Source organism: Achromobacter sp. ACM04 (genome assembly GCF_014851465.1).
GTDB classification, from domain to species: Bacteria; Pseudomonadota; Gammaproteobacteria; order Burkholderiales; family Burkholderiaceae_B; genus Achromobacter; species Achromobacter aegrifaciens.
The window spans coordinates 373,109-387,328 of record NZ_JACUZS010000001.1; the positions used below are offsets into that span (position 1 = coordinate 373,109).

A 14,220-nucleotide genomic window follows, 5' to 3' on the forward strand; every position below is an offset into this window, starting at 1 on the left:
CGCAAACCGTGCCCGGGACTCGCACCGCGGCGCGGCTCGTCAAATACGGAGACAGATTCGAATGAAGCAGCACTTGTTGTCGGCCGCCATCCTGGCGGCCTGCGCGGCCATGGGCGCCCAAGCCCATGCCCAGGAAGTCCAGCAGCACGCTCAGAAGCAGTCCGAGGCCGCGTTGCGTCCGGCCGGCGCGGCCAGCGGCCAGGTCACGATCCGGCGCGACGGCTATGGCATGCCCCATGTGTACGCCAACACCGTGTACGGCATTTTCTATGGCTACGGCTATGCGGTGGCGCAGGACCGCCTGTTCCAGATGGAAATGGCGCGGCGCAGTACCCAGGGCCGCGTGGCCGAGGTGCTGGGCCAGCCCATGGTGGCGTTCGACAAATCCATCCGCGGCAATTTCTCGCCCGAGCGCATCCAGCGCCAATTGGCCGCGCTGCCCGCATCCGAGCGGCAGATTCTGGACGGCTATGCGGCCGGCATGAACGCCTGGATCGCGCGGGTGCGGGCCGAGCCCGGCAGCCTGATGCCCAAGGAATTCAACGATCTGCGCTTCCAGCCCGCGGACTGGACGGCCTATGACGTGGCGATGGTGTTCGTGGGCACTATGGCCAATCGTTTTTCCGATGCCAACAGCGAGATCGACAACCTGGCGCTGCTGACTGCCCTGAAGGACCAGCATGGCGACGAGCGCGCCATGCAGATCTTCAACCAGCTGCGCTGGATGACCGACAGCCGCGCGCCCACCACCGTGCCCGAGGAAGAGGGCGTGTACCGGCCCGATGGCGCCAAGCCGTCCGCCAGGCTGTCCTATGCGCTGCCGCGCTACGACGGCACGCCGCCCATGCTGGAACGCGTGGCGCGCGATCCGCAGACGCGCGGCGTGCTGGATGAGACGCCCGCGGCCGCGTCGGCGCGCCTGCTGGCGCAGTTCGCGGAATCGGGGCAGCCGGGCATCGCCGGTTTTCCGACCACCAGCAACATGTGGATCGTGGGCCGCGACCACGCCAAGGACGCTCGTTCCATCCTGCTGAACGGGCCGCAGTTCGGCTGGTGGAATCCCGCCTACACCTACGGCATTGGCCTGCACGGCGCGGGTTTCGACGTGGTGGGCAACACGCCGTTCGCCTATCCCAGCATCCTGTTCGGCCACAATGCGCACGTGACCTGGGGCTCGACCGCGGGCTTTGGCGACGACGTGGACATCTACGCCGAAAAGCTCGACCCGAACGACCGCACTCGCTACTTCCACGATGGCGTCTGGAAGACGATGGAAAAGCGCACCGAGCTCATCGAGGTCAAGGATGGGCAGCCGGTGGTGATGGACGTGTACCGCACGGTGCACGGCATCGTCACCAAGTTCGACGACAAGCAGCACGTGGCCTATGCCAAGGCGCGCGCATGGGAAGGCTATGAGCTGCAATCGCTGATGGCCTGGACCCACAAGGCGCAGTCGCGCAACTGGGACCAGTGGAAGCAGCAGGCGGCGCGCCACGCGCTGACCATCAACTGGTACTACGCCGACGACAAGGGCAACATCGGCTACGCGCACACGGGCTTCTATCCCAAGCGTCGTCCGGGCCATGATCCGCGCCTGCCCGTGCCGGGCACGGGCGAGATGGACTGGGACGGCATGCTGCCGTTCTCGACCAATCCGCAGGTCTACAACCCGCGCCAGGGCTTCATCGCCAACTGGAACAACCAGCCCATGCGCGGTTATCCGTCCACTGACCTGTTCGCCATCGTGTGGGGCCAGGCCGACCGCTACGCCGAGATCGAGACCCGCCTGAAAGCCATGACGGCCAACGGCGGCAAGGTCAGCGCGCAGCAGATGTGGGACCTGATCCGCACCACCAGCTATGCCGACGTCAACCGCCGCCACTTCCTGCCGTATCTGCAGCAGGCGGTGCAGGGCTTGCCGGCGGACGATGCGCGGGCCGGGCTGGTTGCGGGGCTGGCGTCCTGGGACGGCATGGCCACCAGCGACAAGCAGGCCGGCTACTACGACAACGCGGGACCTGCCGTGATGGACGCCTGGCTGCGCGCCATGCTCAAGCGCACGCTGGCCGACGAGATGCCCGCGGACTTTTTCAAGTGGTACAGCGCCACCGGCTATCCGACACAGGCGGCGCCCGCCACGGGTTCGGTCAACCTGACGGTGGGGGTGAAGGCGCTGTTCAACGCGTTGGCCGGCCGCGATTCGGGCGTGCCGCAGAAGTACGACTTCTTCAATGGCCAGCGGCCGCGGGACGTGAGCCTGGCCGCGCTGGACGATGCGCTGGCGGCCTTGCAGAAGGCCTATGGCCAGGATCCGGCAAGCTGGCGCATACCCGCGCCGCCCATGGTGTTCGCGCCCAAGAATTTCCTGGGCGTGCCGCAGGCGGATGACAAGGCGGTGCTGAGCTTTCCGGCCACGCAGAACCGCGGCACCGAGAACAATATGACGGTGTTCGATGGCAAAGGCGTGCGCGCGGTGGACGTGGTGGCGCCGGGGCAAAGCGGTTTTGTCGCCCCGGACGGCACGCCGTCGCCCCACATCCGCGACCAGTTCGACCTGTACACCAGCTTCGGCAACAAGCGGGTCTGGTTCACGGATGCGGAAGTGCGCGCCAACGCTAAGTCGGTAGAGACGTTGCGCTATTGACGGCGTAGCCGCCCTGGTGGCTGGCCAGGCGCGCATAGACCCCTTGCCGTCTGAGCAACTGGTCGTGCGTTCCGGCCTCCGCCAGCGTGCCGCGATCCAGCACCAGGATCAGGTCGGCATCGCGTATCGTCGACAGGCGGTGCGCGATGACCAGCGTGGTCCGATGGCGCATCAGCACGTCCAGCGCGCCGCGCACCTGCATTTCCGACAAGGTGTCCAGGTGCGAGGTGGCTTCGTCCAGGATCAGCACGGGCGCGTTCTTCAGGAAGGCGCGGGCAATCGAGATGCGTTGGCGCTGGCCGCCGGATAGCTGCATGCCGCGTTCGCCCACGCGCGTCGCCAGGCCTTCCGGCAGGGCGCGCACGAAGTCCGCCAGCGCAGCCTGTTCCAGCGCGCGCGCCAGGTCCTCGGGGCTGGCTTCGGGGCGGGCCAGGCGGATGTTGCCTTCCAGCGTGTCGTTGAACAGATAGGTGTCCTGCGTCACCAGCGCTACGCGTTCGCGCAGGCCGTCCAGCTGCAGTTCCCGCAGGTCCACGCCATCGAGCTTGACCTGTCCCGCGCGCGGATCCCAGAAGCGCAGCAGCAGGCTGGCCACGGTGCTCTTGCCCGCGCCCGATGCGCCCACCACCGCCACGGTGGCGCCGGCCGGCACCTTGAAGCTCAGGTCGCGCAAGGTGTCCGCGGTCTTGCCTGGATAAGCGAAGCTCACGTGGTCGAAGGCCAGCGACAGGCCGTGGGCGGAGACGGGCGCCGGCAGCGGTCCGTCGGTCACGGGTTCGGGCTCGTTGGCGACCACATGCAGGCGGCGGGTGGCGGCGATGGTGTCCGCCAATTGCCGGCTGACCTGCGAGATCTCGGAGACTGGCAAGAAGGTCGCCAGGGCGATCAGCACCAGCAAAGGCAGCATGCCGGCCGACAGCGCGCCGGCCGATACCTGCAGCGCGCCCACGACGGCCACCGCCAGGCCGCCCAGGCCCATCGCGATTTCAAAGCCCGCGGTCTGGCGCGACAGGTCGTCCAGGATGTCCAGGCGGCGCGTACGGTAATGGTCCGCCACCCGCAGGAATTCATCGCGCCGGCGGCCGGTGGCCTGGAAGGCGGTCAGGTCGGCCAGGCCCTGGATGGTGTCGGTGGTGTGGGCGCTCATCTCGCCCAGCGCCTCGCGCGCCTTGTCGCCCAGCGCGTCGACCTTGCGGCGTCCGCGCACCGGCGACACCAGCGCATAGGCCAGGAAGGGCAGCAGCGCCAGCGCCACCGGCCAGCTGTAGACGCCCAGGAAACCCAGCACCGACAGCGGCACCAGGACCGAGACGATGGCGGGGGCGATGGTGTGCGCGTAGAAGTACTCCACCATTTCCACGTCCTGGGTGGCCAGCGCCACCAGGTCGCCGGAGCGGCGCTGCAACAGGTAAGCCGGGGCCAGGCGCTCCAGCTTGTCGTAGAGCTTGACCCGCATGTCGGCCAGCAGCTGGTACGCCATGGCGTGGGCCAGCCAGGATTCGAGCCAGTGGAACAGCGCGGCCAGCGGCGCGGCGACCAGCAGGCCCGCTATCAGGGCCGAGTAGTCGCGGCCGTCGCGGATGGCGGCGACGATCAGCGCGCTGAACACGCCCACGCCGATGTAGGCCGCGACCCGCGCCACGCCCAGCAGGATCGTGGCGGTCAGCGTGCCGCGCCACGGCCGCACCACCGAGAGCAGGGTGCCGAGCGTGGCGCGCCAGCCGACCTGGACCGCGTCCGCGTCCAGCGAGCGCAGGGCCGGGCCTTGCGCGCCGGATTCTTCGCCGGAGGCGTTGCGGTCGGTCGTTTCCGCGGGGACGGCAGCGGCGGAGGCAGGCGATCCCGCCGACGGATTGCGGTGCGCGGCCGCCTGTTCGTGCATCAGGCGGTAGTACAGGCCGTTTTGCCGCATCAGTTCTGCGTGCGGTCCTTCCTCCGCGACCCGGCCCTGGTCCAGCACCAGGCAGCGGTCGGCGCCGATGACGCTGGCCAGGCGGTGGGCCAGGATCAAGGTCGTGCGGCCGGCCATCAGGCGGTCCAGCGCCTGCTGGATCAGCGCTTCGTTTTCCGTATCCACCGACGACAGCGCCTCATCCAGGATCAGGATGGGCGCGTCGCGCAACAGCGCGCGGGCGATCGCCACGCGCTGGCGCTGGCCGCCGGACAGCTGCAGGCCGCGCTCGCCGATGCGGGTGGCGTAGCCCTCGGGCAGCGCCATGATGAAGTCGTCGATATTGGCGGCGCGGGCGGCGGCGCGCACCTGTTCGGGGGTGGCGTCGGGGCGGCCCAGCCGCAGGTTGTCGTCGATGGTGCCATGGAACAGCGTGATGTCCTGGCTTACCAGCGCGATGTGCGACAGCAGCGCCTGCGTATCCAGTTCGTTCACGTCATGGCCGCCGATGCGGATGCTGCCGGATTGGGGCAGGCATTCGCGCAGCAGCAGGCGCACGATGGTCGACTTGCCGGCGCCGCTGGGGCCGACCACGCCGACGCGTTCGCCCGCGGCGATCCGGAAGCTCAAGCCCTGGTGGGCGCGGCGCTCGGGGGTGTAGGAAAACGCCACGTTGTCGAATTCGATGGTGGGCGCGAGCCGGCCCGGGGTCTTGCCGCCGGCGGCGGGGGCGGGTGTCAGCGGCTGCGCATCCGTCAGCGCATGGATGCTGGCGGCGGCCGACTGGCCCAGCATGCCCCGGTGCAGTACCGAGCGCAGGTCGCGCAGCGGGCGGAAGATCTCGGTGCCGGCCATCAGCACGATCAGCAGGGCTTCCACGCTCATGTCGCCGTGAGCCACGCGCCAGGCGCCCAGCGTCAGCGCCAGCGCCGCGCCCAGGGCCACGCCCAGGTCGCTGATGCCGCGCGTCAAGAGGCTGACGGAAAGTACCCAGAAGGTGTTGTCGGACAGGCTGCGGGCGCGGGCGGCCAGCCGCTGGCCCCAGGCCTTGCCCTGGCCATAGGACTTCAGCGTGGGCAGGCCCTGCACGGCGTCCAGGAAGTCCTCGCCGAAATCGTTCAGGGACTTGCTGCGGGCCAGGCTGGCGCGGCGGTCCAGCATGTGCACGGCCATGGGGCCGAACAGCGCGAACAGCGCCGCCGCCAGGAACACCAGCGCGGTGGGCACGTCCCAGAACGCGATCACGGCGAAGATGGCGAAGGGCGCTGCGGCGGCGATCGCGACTTGCGGCAGGTACTGGCCGAAGAAGGCTTGCAACTGCTCGACTCCGTCGACCACCGTCAGCATCACGCCGCCCGTGCGCTGGTTGGCGAACCAGGCCGGGCCCAGGCTCACGATGCGGTCATAAAGCCGCGCGCGCAGCGCATGCTGCACGGTGGCGGCGCAGCGGTTGGCCTGCACGGTGCGCCAATGGTCCAGGAAGGCGCGCAGCAGCACCATGGCGGCGGCCCACAGCGCCGGCGCGAGCCAGTCCTGCGACGGTGCGCCATCGAATACGCGGGCCAGCAACTGGCCCAGGAACACGTAACGGGCGATGCCGGCGGCCAGGGCCAGCAGGCCCAGGAAAATGCCGCCCGCCATGCTGGCGCGCAAGCCCGCCGTCAACTGCCAAAGGCGCGAATCGAAATACATAGCAAACTCCTTTCAGTGCTTGCATGGTCCCCGATCCCGCGACCCGGCGATAGCGATAGTTTTTCAATCTAGGGTTGAGCTAGACTTGACCCATGGCCGATCTTCCCAACCACACGCCGCCCCTGGCGGCCCTGCGCGCCTTCGAGGCCGTAGCCCGCCTGGGCAGCTTGAGCCGCGCCGCCGCCGAACTTCACGTGACCAAGAGCGCCGTCAGCCATCAACTGCGGGCGCTGGAGGCGGACCTGGGGGTGGCGCTGCTGCGCCGCGGAGGCACGGTGCGCCGCGCAGAAACCACCGCGGCGGGCGCGGACCTGTTGGCATCCGTGCAACAGGCCTTGACCCTGCTGGAGACCGCCTGCCGCAACGTGCGGGCCTCCGCCCGGGGCAAACGGCGCAATACCCTGAACGTTTCCGCCAACCCGTCGCTGGCCGCCATGTGGCTGGCCCCGCGCATCGGACGCTTCATCGAGCTGCATCCCGGCATCGACATCCAGGTGTACCTGCACGCCAGCCAGGACCCGGCCTGGAAAAGCCAGGACATCGACCTGGCGTTCCTGCACGTGCGCGCCATGGGGCCGCATATCGCCGAGCCCGGCGACATCCCGTTGATGACCGAAACCGTGGTGCCCGTGTGCAGTCCGTCGCTGGTCGATCCGGCCGAGCGCGGCGATCCTGGCGTGTTCCTGCGCCATCGCTGGCTGGAGGAAAAGCACGTCGACAGCCCGGAGACCGACTGGCGCACCTGGAGTCCGCGGCTGGGCCTGGCCGAATCCGACTGGCAGGAACCCATGGTGCTGAGCGGCCTGAGCACGGTCGCGGCAGCCGCGGCTGCCGGGGTCGGCATCGCGCTGGGCCGCGCGCCGCTGATTGACGAGGAACTGGCCAGCGGCCGGCTGGTGCCCCTGGTGCCGCACCTGCGCATGCCGGGCTCCTGGGGCTACGTGATGCGGATCCAGGCCAACCGGCCGATGGACGCCGCCTTGCCGACGCTGGTGGAGTTCCTGGCGGAAGAGGGGCGCAGCACCGGCGCCTGGCAGAACCTGGCGGACGCGGGGCGCTGAGGCCGCGCCCGGGCGTCAGTCTGCGCCGCTGCGGCCTCGCGGCGGCTTGCTGATGGTGACCGCCGAGGTGACGATCAGCTCCATCAGGATGTTGCGCGCCAGGTTCTCGGCATAGTCGTTGCGCGCCTCCGCCGTGGCGATGGCGCGCTCCACCGATCCCTCCACGATGGCGTTGATCTGCTGGATGTGCAGCTCGCAGATCTGCACCAGGTCCGGGTGGCGCTTCTGGTGGAAGTACAGGAAACGCCGCGCCAGCGTCTGCAGCATGGCGTGGAACTCGGCCGCGTAGCTGTTGCGCGAGGCGGCGCCGATCTGGCTGGTCAGGGTGAAATGCAGGCGCATGTACATGCGCATGTCGTTGACGGCCTTCAGGTCTTCGAGTTCACGGGCCAGTTGCGCCAATTCGGCGCGTTCGCCGTCGTCGGCCCACTGCGCGGCCTGGGCCACGATCAGCCGTTCGATCTCGCGGCGCGCCTGGATGATCTTCAACTGGCCCTGGTAGTCGATCTCTGAGATGAAGATGCCCTGGCGCGGGGCGATTTCCACCAGGCGTTGGAACGCCAGCTTCTGCAGGGCGTCGCGCACCGGCGAGCGGCCGATGCCGACGCGTTCGCTCAGGGTGGTTTCCGACCACTGGCTGCCAGGCGGCAGTTCGCCGGTGACGATCATTTCCTCCAGGGCGCAATAGGCCTTTTCGGTCTGGCTGACAGCGGTGCGGCCAAAGAGGGGGAAAGCTTGGGTCATGGAGTCGGAAGCGCGCGTTGTTGGAGTTCGCGTTTTAACACTTTGCCGGTGCTGTTCTTGGGCAGCTCCTCCAGAAAGACGTAGCGCTTGGGGCGCTTGAAGCGCGCGATGGATTCCAGGCAGAGCCGGTCCAGATCCTGCTCGGAGGTCCGGGCGCCGGGCTTGAGCACCACGAAGGCCAGCACCGACTCGCCCCATTCGGGGTCGGGGCTGCCGACCACCGAGACCTCCTGCACCGCGTCGTGGCGCATCAGCGCCTCTTCCACTTCGCGCGGATAGATGTTGGTGCCGCCGCTGATGATGACGTCCTTGGAGCGGTCCTTCAGGTGCAGCAGGCCGCGTTCGTCCAGGATGCCGATATCGCCCGTATGGAGCCAGCCGCCAGCCAGCGTGTCGGCGGTGGCGCGCGGATTGTTCCAGTAGCCCTGCATTACGGTCGGCCCGCTGACGACGACTTCGCCCAATTCGCCAGGGGCTGCCGGCCGGCCGGAGGCCTCGCGGATTTCGACGTCCATGGCCGACTGGATGTACCCCACCGAGCCCAGCAGCGCGTCATCGTTGCGGGCCACGGCGTCGGCGATCTGGACGGCGGACAAGGCCGATATCGACATGGGGCTTTCACCCTGTCCGTAGATCTGCGCCACGCGCGCGCCGTAGCAGGCCACCGCGTCCTTGATGTCTTCGATGTAGAACGGCGCGCCGCCCACGATCAGCGTGCGCAGGCCGGGCGGCGGGCCGCCTGCCTGACGGGCGTGGCGCACCATGCGCTGCACGATGGTGGGGGAGGCGAACAGGCTGACGTTGCGGTAGTGCGTCAGCAGCCCGGACAGTTCTTCTTCGTCCAGGCCGCCGCTGTCGGGCACGATCTGCAAGGCGCCGTGCAGCCAGTACGGAATGCTGTAGAGGCCGCCGCCGTGCGACAGCGGCGCCACGTGGACCATGGCGTCGCCGGGCTGTACCGGCTGCACGTCGGCATAGAAGTTCAGGCACATGCCGACCAGGTTGGCATGGCTGAGCATGACGCCCTTGGGCTTGCCGGTAGTGCCGCTGGTATAGAACAGCCAGGCCAGGTCCTGGGGCGGACGCGTTTCCAGGGGCAAGGGCTGGCCCAGGGCGCCGGCCGCGTATTCGGCCGACTCCACGTCCACCACGCGCGTCGCTGGCAAGCTGCGGGCGACGGGCGCCAGCGCCTGCAGCAATTCGCCTTGCGACAGGCACAGGCGCGCATCGCTGTCGCGCAGGATGTATTCGAGTTCGTTGGGATGCAGTTTGGCGTTGACCGGCACGGCGCAGAGGCCGGCGTGCCAGATGGCCAGCATCGATTCGATGTAGCTGGGGTGGTTGCGCAGCGCCAGCATGACGCGCTGGCCGGGCAAAAGGCCCAGCGGGCCGCGCAGCCAGCCGGCCAGCGCCTGCACCCGGGCCTGAAGCTGGGCGTAGCTGAGGGGATCGCGGGTGCCGGCTGCCAGCGCGGGCTGATCGGCGTAAATAGTGGCGCTGCGGTGAAAGAGAGAGCTGAGATGCATGGCGGTCTCTGGGTTGATGGGGGCGCGGATCAGCGGCCAAGCAGGGTGATGCAGGTCACCGCCTCTTCCACGCCGTTGAAGCCGCCGCCGTTCTCGGCGATGGCGAAGCGCGCGCCTTCGACCTGGCGGGCGCCGGCTTCGCCGCGCAGCTGGATCACCATTTCGTGGACTTGCGCCAGCCCGGTCGCGCCAATGGGGTGGCCGCGCGACAACAGGCCGCCGGACACGTTGATGGGGATGCGGCCGCCCAGGCTGGTGGCGCCGGACTCGGCCATCGGTCCGCCTTCGCCGAAGGCGCAGAAGCCCAGCGCCTCGGTCTGCTGGATCTCGGCGAAGGCGGTGGCGTCGTGCACTTCCGCCAGCGACATGTCCTGCGGGCCGACGCCGGCGCGCTCGTAGGCCTCGAGCGCGGCCAGATGGCACAGGTGCCGGTCGTAGCGGTCGGCCGGGCGGTCGGTGGCGGTTCGCAGCACGCTGGCGTACAAGCGCACGGCGCGGGCGCGTTGCAGGCGCTTCAAGCCCTGGGCGTTGCAGACGATGGCGGCGGCCGCGCCGTCGCTGATGGGGGCGCACATGGGCAGGGTCAGCGGCCAGGACACGGGCCGGGCGGCCAGGGCCTCGTCTATCGTCATGGGGTACTGGAACTGGGCCAGCGGATTGCGGGTGGAATGCATGTGGTTCTTGGCGGCCACTGCGGCAAGCTGGCGCTGGGTGGTGCCGAAGGTCTTCATGTGCAGCCGCGCCAGGCTGGCGTAGATGTCCATGAACACGCTGCGTTTGCCCGGCTCTTCGAAGCCGGGCGGGGGCGTCACGTCGGGCGCCAGCGCCATCAGGCGCGCCATCTGCGCCGGCGCGTCGTGCACGTCCCAGGCGCCGTCGAACACGGCGAAGCTCTTGGCCTTGTCCTCGGAAAACAGCTTGTCCACGCCCACGGCCAGGCAGATGTCGCCCGCGCCCGAGGCTACGTACAAGTGCGCGGCGTTCAGCGCGGTGCTGGAGCTGGCGCAGGCATTCTCCACGTTGACGACGGGGATGCCGGCGATGCCCATGGCCTTCAGCGCAACCTGGCCGGCCACCATGTATTGGCCTTCGATGGAACCCTGGCCGGCGGTGGCGAAATAGGCCGCCTGCAGGTCGGCGGCGTCGCAACCCGCGTCGGCCAGCGCCTGCGTGACCGCGTCGCGCACCAGGTCCTTGACGCTTTTGGCCGGCTGCTTGTCGAAGCGGGTGATGCCCACGCCCGCGATGTAGGTGGTGTCGTTGCTCATGCTTGGATGCCCGTGGTGAGGATGGATTCGATGATGTGGCGGTCGGCCTGGACTTCCGCGGCCGATCCGCTCCAGGCGATTTCGCCGTGGTCCAGCACGTACTGGCGGTGCGCCAGGCGGGCAGGCACCTTCAGGTTCTGCTCGACCAGCACGATGCCGGTGCCCTGACGGTGGACTTCGGCGAAGACCTCGATCAGTTCGTTGACGATGCGCGGCGCCAGCCCCTCGGTCGGCTCGTCCAGCAGCAGGACGCGCGGATTGCCCAGCAGGGCGCGCGCGATCGACAGCATCTGCTGTTCGCCGCCGGATAGCTGGTCGCCATGGAAGCCTATGCGTTCGCCCAGCCGCGGAAAGACCTGCAGCACCCGGTCCTGCGTCCAGTAGCCGGGCTGGTGCGCCAGTGCGCCCATGCGCAGGTTTTCGCGCACCGTCAGGTTGGGGAAGATGCGGCGCGTGTCGGGCACCAGCGCGATCCCGTCGCGGCTGATCTGTTCGACGGCGCGGCGCGTGGCGTCCTGGCCGGCGATCAGGCGGTTGCCGGCGGACAGCGGCATGAGCCCGATCAGCGTCTTGAGCACGGTGGACTTGCCAGCGCCGTTGCGCCCGACGATGGCGACGATCTCGTCCTGGGCCGCGCGCAAGCCTATGTTCTTGAGCGCCAGCGCCTGGCCGTAGTGCACGCTGGCATGTTGCAGTTCGATCATGCCGCCACCTCCTCGCCCAGATAGACGGCGCGCACGGTGGCGTCGTCGCGGATGGCGGCCGGCGGTCCCTCGGCCACCTTGCGGCCGTTGGACAGCACCACGATGTGTTCGGACAGCGTCATGATCACGTCCATGTTGTGTTCGATCAGCAGCACCGTGCGGCCGGCGGCGGCGTGGCGGATCAGGCGGGTGGCGGCGGCTATCTCATGGTGGCCGACGCCGGCCAGCGGTTCGTCCAGCAGCAGGATGCGCGGGTCCGGCAGCAGCGTCAGGCCCAGCTCCAGCGCGCGCTGCAAGCCGTAAGACAAGGTACCCGCCACGGTGTCGCGCCATGCCGTCAGGTCGGTCAGTTCCAGCATGGCGTCGATGGTGGACGCCAGGCGGCGGTCGTAGCGCGGCGCCAGCCAGAACGGCAGCAGATGCGAGTGGCTGATCTGCGCGGCGATGCGCAGGTTCTCCAGCACCGTCATTTCAGGAAAGATCTTGGTGATCTGGAAGCTGCGGCCGATGCCATGCCTGGCGCGCTCATGGGCCCGCAGGCGCGAGATGTCCGCGCCGTGGCACAGGATGCGCCCGCCATGTCCGGGCAGGTTGCCGGACAGCACGTTGAGCAGGGTGGTCTTGCCCGCGCCATTGGGGCCGATCAGGCCGTAGACGCGGCCGGTTTCGAAGGCGTAGCTGAAGTCCTCGATGGCGCGCAGCGCGCCGAAGGTGACGCTGACCTGTGCGCATTGCAGTGCGATATCGCTCATGACGGGCTCCCTTCGCGCGGCGCCAGCGGCACGGCGGGCGCGGGTGGACTGGCGGGGGCGGGCGCCGCGGGGCGCTTGCGGCTCCAGCGGGCCTGCAGCGCGCCCAGCACTCCTTGCGGGAAGTACAGCGTGGCCAGGATGAAGACCAGGCCCAGGATGCCGTACCAATAAGGCGTCCAGCCGCTGAGCCATTCCTTCAGCGCCTCGAACAGCAGCACGCCGGCCACCGGTCCCCACAGGGTGCCGGCGCCGCCCAGCAGGGTCATGATGATGACGTCGCCGGAGGTGGTCCAGTGCAGCATCTGCGGGTTCATGTACATCAGCACCGCGGCCAGCAGTCCGCCCGCCAGGCCGCCGACGGCGCCGGACACGAGGAAGGTGATCTGCTTCAGGCGCTGCACGTTGTAGCCCAGCTGGGCGGCGCGGATCTCGTTCTGGCGCACGCCCGCGACCGCGCGGCCGAAGGGCGAAGCGCGCAGCATCGCCATCAAGGCCATCACCAGGGCGAACACGGCGGCGACATACCAATAGAAGTTCACGGTATCGAAGAAGTCTATCCCCGCGAGTTCCGGCCGGCCGATGCCGGGCAGGCCGTCGGCGCCGCCGGTCCATTCGCGCAACTTGCTGTCGGCCAGGATGTACATGAGCTGCGACAGCGCCAGCGTGACCAGGGCGAAGAAGATCCCCGAGACCCGCAGCGCGAACACGCTGAAGATCCAGGCGCAGGCCGCGCCCGCCACGACGGCCAGCGCCAGCCCGGCCTCGAACGGCAGGCCGTAGCGCTGGGTGGCCAGCGCCAGCGCGTAGCCGCCGGTGCCCAGGAAGGCCGCGTGGCCGAAGGACACCATGCCCAGCAGGCCGAACACCAGGTCGAAACCCACGGCGAAGATGGACCACACCATGATCAGGATGGTCAGGTTCAGGAGAAAGTCGTTTTGCGTGCAGAAGGGCACCGCGATCACCGCGGCGGCCACGCCTGCCGCGATGGCGGCATCTTGGCGGGAAGTCGTCATGCCAGCCTCGCTTGGCGGGAGAACAGTCCTTGCGGACGGGTGAGCAGGGTGGCGATCAGCATGGCGAACGTCAGGATGTCGACCCAGCTCGGCATGAAGGTGTAGCCCACCGCACGCACCATGCCGATCAACAGCGACGCCGCGACCACGCCGCGGATATTGCCCAGCCCGCCCAGGATCACCACGATGAAGCAGTCGATGATGGTGTTGGTGGCCATGCCCAGCTCTATCGGGAACAACGGCGCGGAGATGGCGCCGGCCAGCCCGGCCAGCGCCGCGCCCACGCCAAACACCGCGCTGCGGATGGTGGCGGCCGGCAGGCCCAGGATGCGCACCATTTCGCCGTCGCTGCTGGCCGCGCGCACCAGCATGCCGAAGGTGCTTTTCTCCAGCACGAAGAACAGCGCGGCCGACACCAGCAGGCCGAAGACGATGACGAACAGGCGGTAGACGGGGATGGTGCTGCCGGCCAGTTCGACCGTGCCCGCCAGCAGCGCCGGCATCGGCGTTTCCTGGTAGCCCAGGCCCCAGACGAACTTCACGGCCTCGCTGATGACGAGGATGAAGCCGAAGGTCAGGATCAGTTGATAGAAGTGCGGGCGGTTGTACAGCGGTCGCAGGGCCAGCCGTTCCATCGCCACGCCGACGAGGCCGACGCCCACCGTTGCCACGACCAGCCCGGCGATGAAGGAACCGGTGCGCAGCTGGATGTCGAAGGCCAGGTAGGCGCCCAGCATGTACAGCGCGCCATGGGCGAAGTTGATGACGCCCAGCATGCCGAAGATAAGCGTAAGGCCGGACGCCAGCAGGAACAGCAGCATTCCCAGGCTCAGGCCGATGATCACGGTGGACATGGCAAAAATCCGTCAGGCGGCGCGCAGGGGCGCGCCGGGGGGAAAACCGGTCCACGAGGACCGGCGGGTGC

Annotated in this window: 10 protein-coding genes; 2 read left to right on the top strand and 8 right to left on the bottom strand. The window is 68.8% G+C overall.

The window, feature by feature from the left end; genetic code table 11:
• The first annotated feature begins 61 nt into the window (after positions 1-61).
• Positions 62-2,644 (top strand): penicillin G acylase, encoded by a 2,583-nt coding sequence (locus tag IB259_RS01910; protein WP_175182262.1) that lies wholly within the window; start codon positions 62-64, stop codon positions 2,642-2,644.
• Here IB259_RS01910 and IB259_RS01915 read toward each other — a convergent pair.
• Complete coding sequence (locus tag IB259_RS01915) at positions 2,616-6,227, bottom strand: ABC transporter ATP-binding protein (protein WP_192327265.1); 3,612 nt, start codon at positions 6,225-6,227, stop codon at positions 2,616-2,618. The two genes, IB259_RS01910 and IB259_RS01915, sit on opposite strands and share 29 nt — an antisense overlap.
• A gap of 92 nt (positions 6,228-6,319) precedes the next feature.
• Between IB259_RS01915 and IB259_RS01920 the strand changes: the two genes are divergently transcribed.
• Entirely contained in the window at positions 6,320-7,288 is a 969-nt protein-coding gene (locus tag IB259_RS01920) for a LysR substrate-binding domain-containing protein (protein WP_054456528.1), read from the top strand.
• A 15-nt stretch (positions 7,289-7,303) separates the two neighbouring features.
• Here the strand turns inward: IB259_RS01920 and IB259_RS01925 are convergent, their stop codons facing one another.
• From IB259_RS01925 to IB259_RS01955, 7 genes are read right to left on the bottom strand one after another with little or no spacing between them, the layout of a single operon-like run.
• Positions 7,304-8,032, bottom strand: coding sequence for a GntR family transcriptional regulator (locus tag IB259_RS01925; protein WP_054456529.1), 729 nt, complete (start codon positions 8,030-8,032; stop codon positions 7,304-7,306).
• Positions 8,029-9,558, bottom strand: coding sequence for an AMP-binding protein (locus IB259_RS01930; RefSeq protein ID WP_054456530.1), 1,530 nt, complete (start codon positions 9,556-9,558; stop codon positions 8,029-8,031). The genes IB259_RS01925 and IB259_RS01930 overlap by 4 nt, the downstream gene beginning before the upstream one ends.
• A 29-nt stretch (positions 9,559-9,587) precedes the next feature.
• Positions 9,588-10,826 carry a thiolase family protein gene (locus IB259_RS01935; RefSeq protein ID WP_054456531.1) on the bottom strand — a complete coding sequence of 413 codons (1,239 nt, stop codon included), beginning with the start codon at positions 10,824-10,826 and terminating at the stop codon, positions 9,588-9,590.
• Positions 10,823-11,530 (bottom strand): ABC transporter ATP-binding protein, encoded by a 708-nt coding sequence (locus IB259_RS01940; RefSeq protein WP_192327268.1) that lies wholly within the window; start codon positions 11,528-11,530, stop codon positions 10,823-10,825. The genes IB259_RS01935 and IB259_RS01940 overlap by 4 nt, the downstream gene beginning before the upstream one ends.
• A complete protein-coding gene (locus tag IB259_RS01945; RefSeq protein ID WP_175162579.1) occupies positions 11,527-12,282 on the bottom strand; it encodes an ABC transporter ATP-binding protein in 756 nt (251 codons plus the stop codon). Before IB259_RS01945 ends, IB259_RS01940 begins: the two co-directional genes overlap by 4 nt.
• Positions 12,279-13,295 carry a branched-chain amino acid ABC transporter permease gene (locus tag IB259_RS01950; RefSeq protein ID WP_054456534.1) on the bottom strand — a complete coding sequence of 339 codons (1,017 nt, stop codon included), beginning with the start codon at positions 13,293-13,295 and terminating at the stop codon, positions 12,279-12,281. The genes IB259_RS01945 and IB259_RS01950 overlap by 4 nt, the downstream gene beginning before the upstream one ends.
• Positions 13,292-14,149, bottom strand: coding sequence for a branched-chain amino acid ABC transporter permease (locus IB259_RS01955; RefSeq protein ID WP_054456535.1), 858 nt, complete (start codon positions 14,147-14,149; stop codon positions 13,292-13,294). The genes IB259_RS01950 and IB259_RS01955 overlap by 4 nt, the downstream gene beginning before the upstream one ends.
• Positions 14,150-14,220: the final 71 nt, after the last annotated feature.

Bases quoted from the DNA above. Each gene is read 5' to 3' on its own strand.
- IB259_RS01915 (WP_192327265.1), bottom strand. From the start codon at position 6,227: ATGTATTTCGATTCGCGCCTTTGGCAGTTGACGGCGGGCTTGCGCGCC.
- IB259_RS01950 (WP_054456534.1), bottom strand. From the start codon at position 13,295: ATGACGACTTCCCGCCAAGATGCCGCCATCGCGGCAGGCGTGGCCGCC.
- IB259_RS01940 (WP_192327268.1), bottom strand. From the start codon at position 11,530: ATGATCGAACTGCAACATGCCAGCGTGCACTACGGCCAGGCGCTGGCG.
- IB259_RS01930 (WP_054456530.1), bottom strand. From the start codon at position 9,558: ATGCATCTCAGCTCTCTCTTTCACCGCAGCGCCACTATTTACGCCGAT.
- IB259_RS01945 (WP_175162579.1), bottom strand. From the start codon at position 12,282: ATGAGCGATATCGCACTGCAATGCGCACAGGTCAGCGTCACCTTCGGC.
- IB259_RS01935 (WP_054456531.1), bottom strand. From the start codon at position 10,826: ATGAGCAACGACACCACCTACATCGCGGGCGTGGGCATCACCCGCTTC.
- IB259_RS01955 (WP_054456535.1), bottom strand. From the start codon at position 14,149: ATGTCCACCGTGATCATCGGCCTGAGCCTGGGAATGCTGCTGTTCCTG.
- IB259_RS01910 (WP_175182262.1), top strand. From the start codon at position 62: ATGAAGCAGCACTTGTTGTCGGCCGCCATCCTGGCGGCCTGCGCGGCC.
- IB259_RS01920 (WP_054456528.1), top strand. From the start codon at position 6,320: ATGGCCGATCTTCCCAACCACACGCCGCCCCTGGCGGCCCTGCGCGCC.
- IB259_RS01925 (WP_054456529.1), bottom strand. From the start codon at position 8,032: ATGACCCAAGCTTTCCCCCTCTTTGGCCGCACCGCTGTCAGCCAGACC.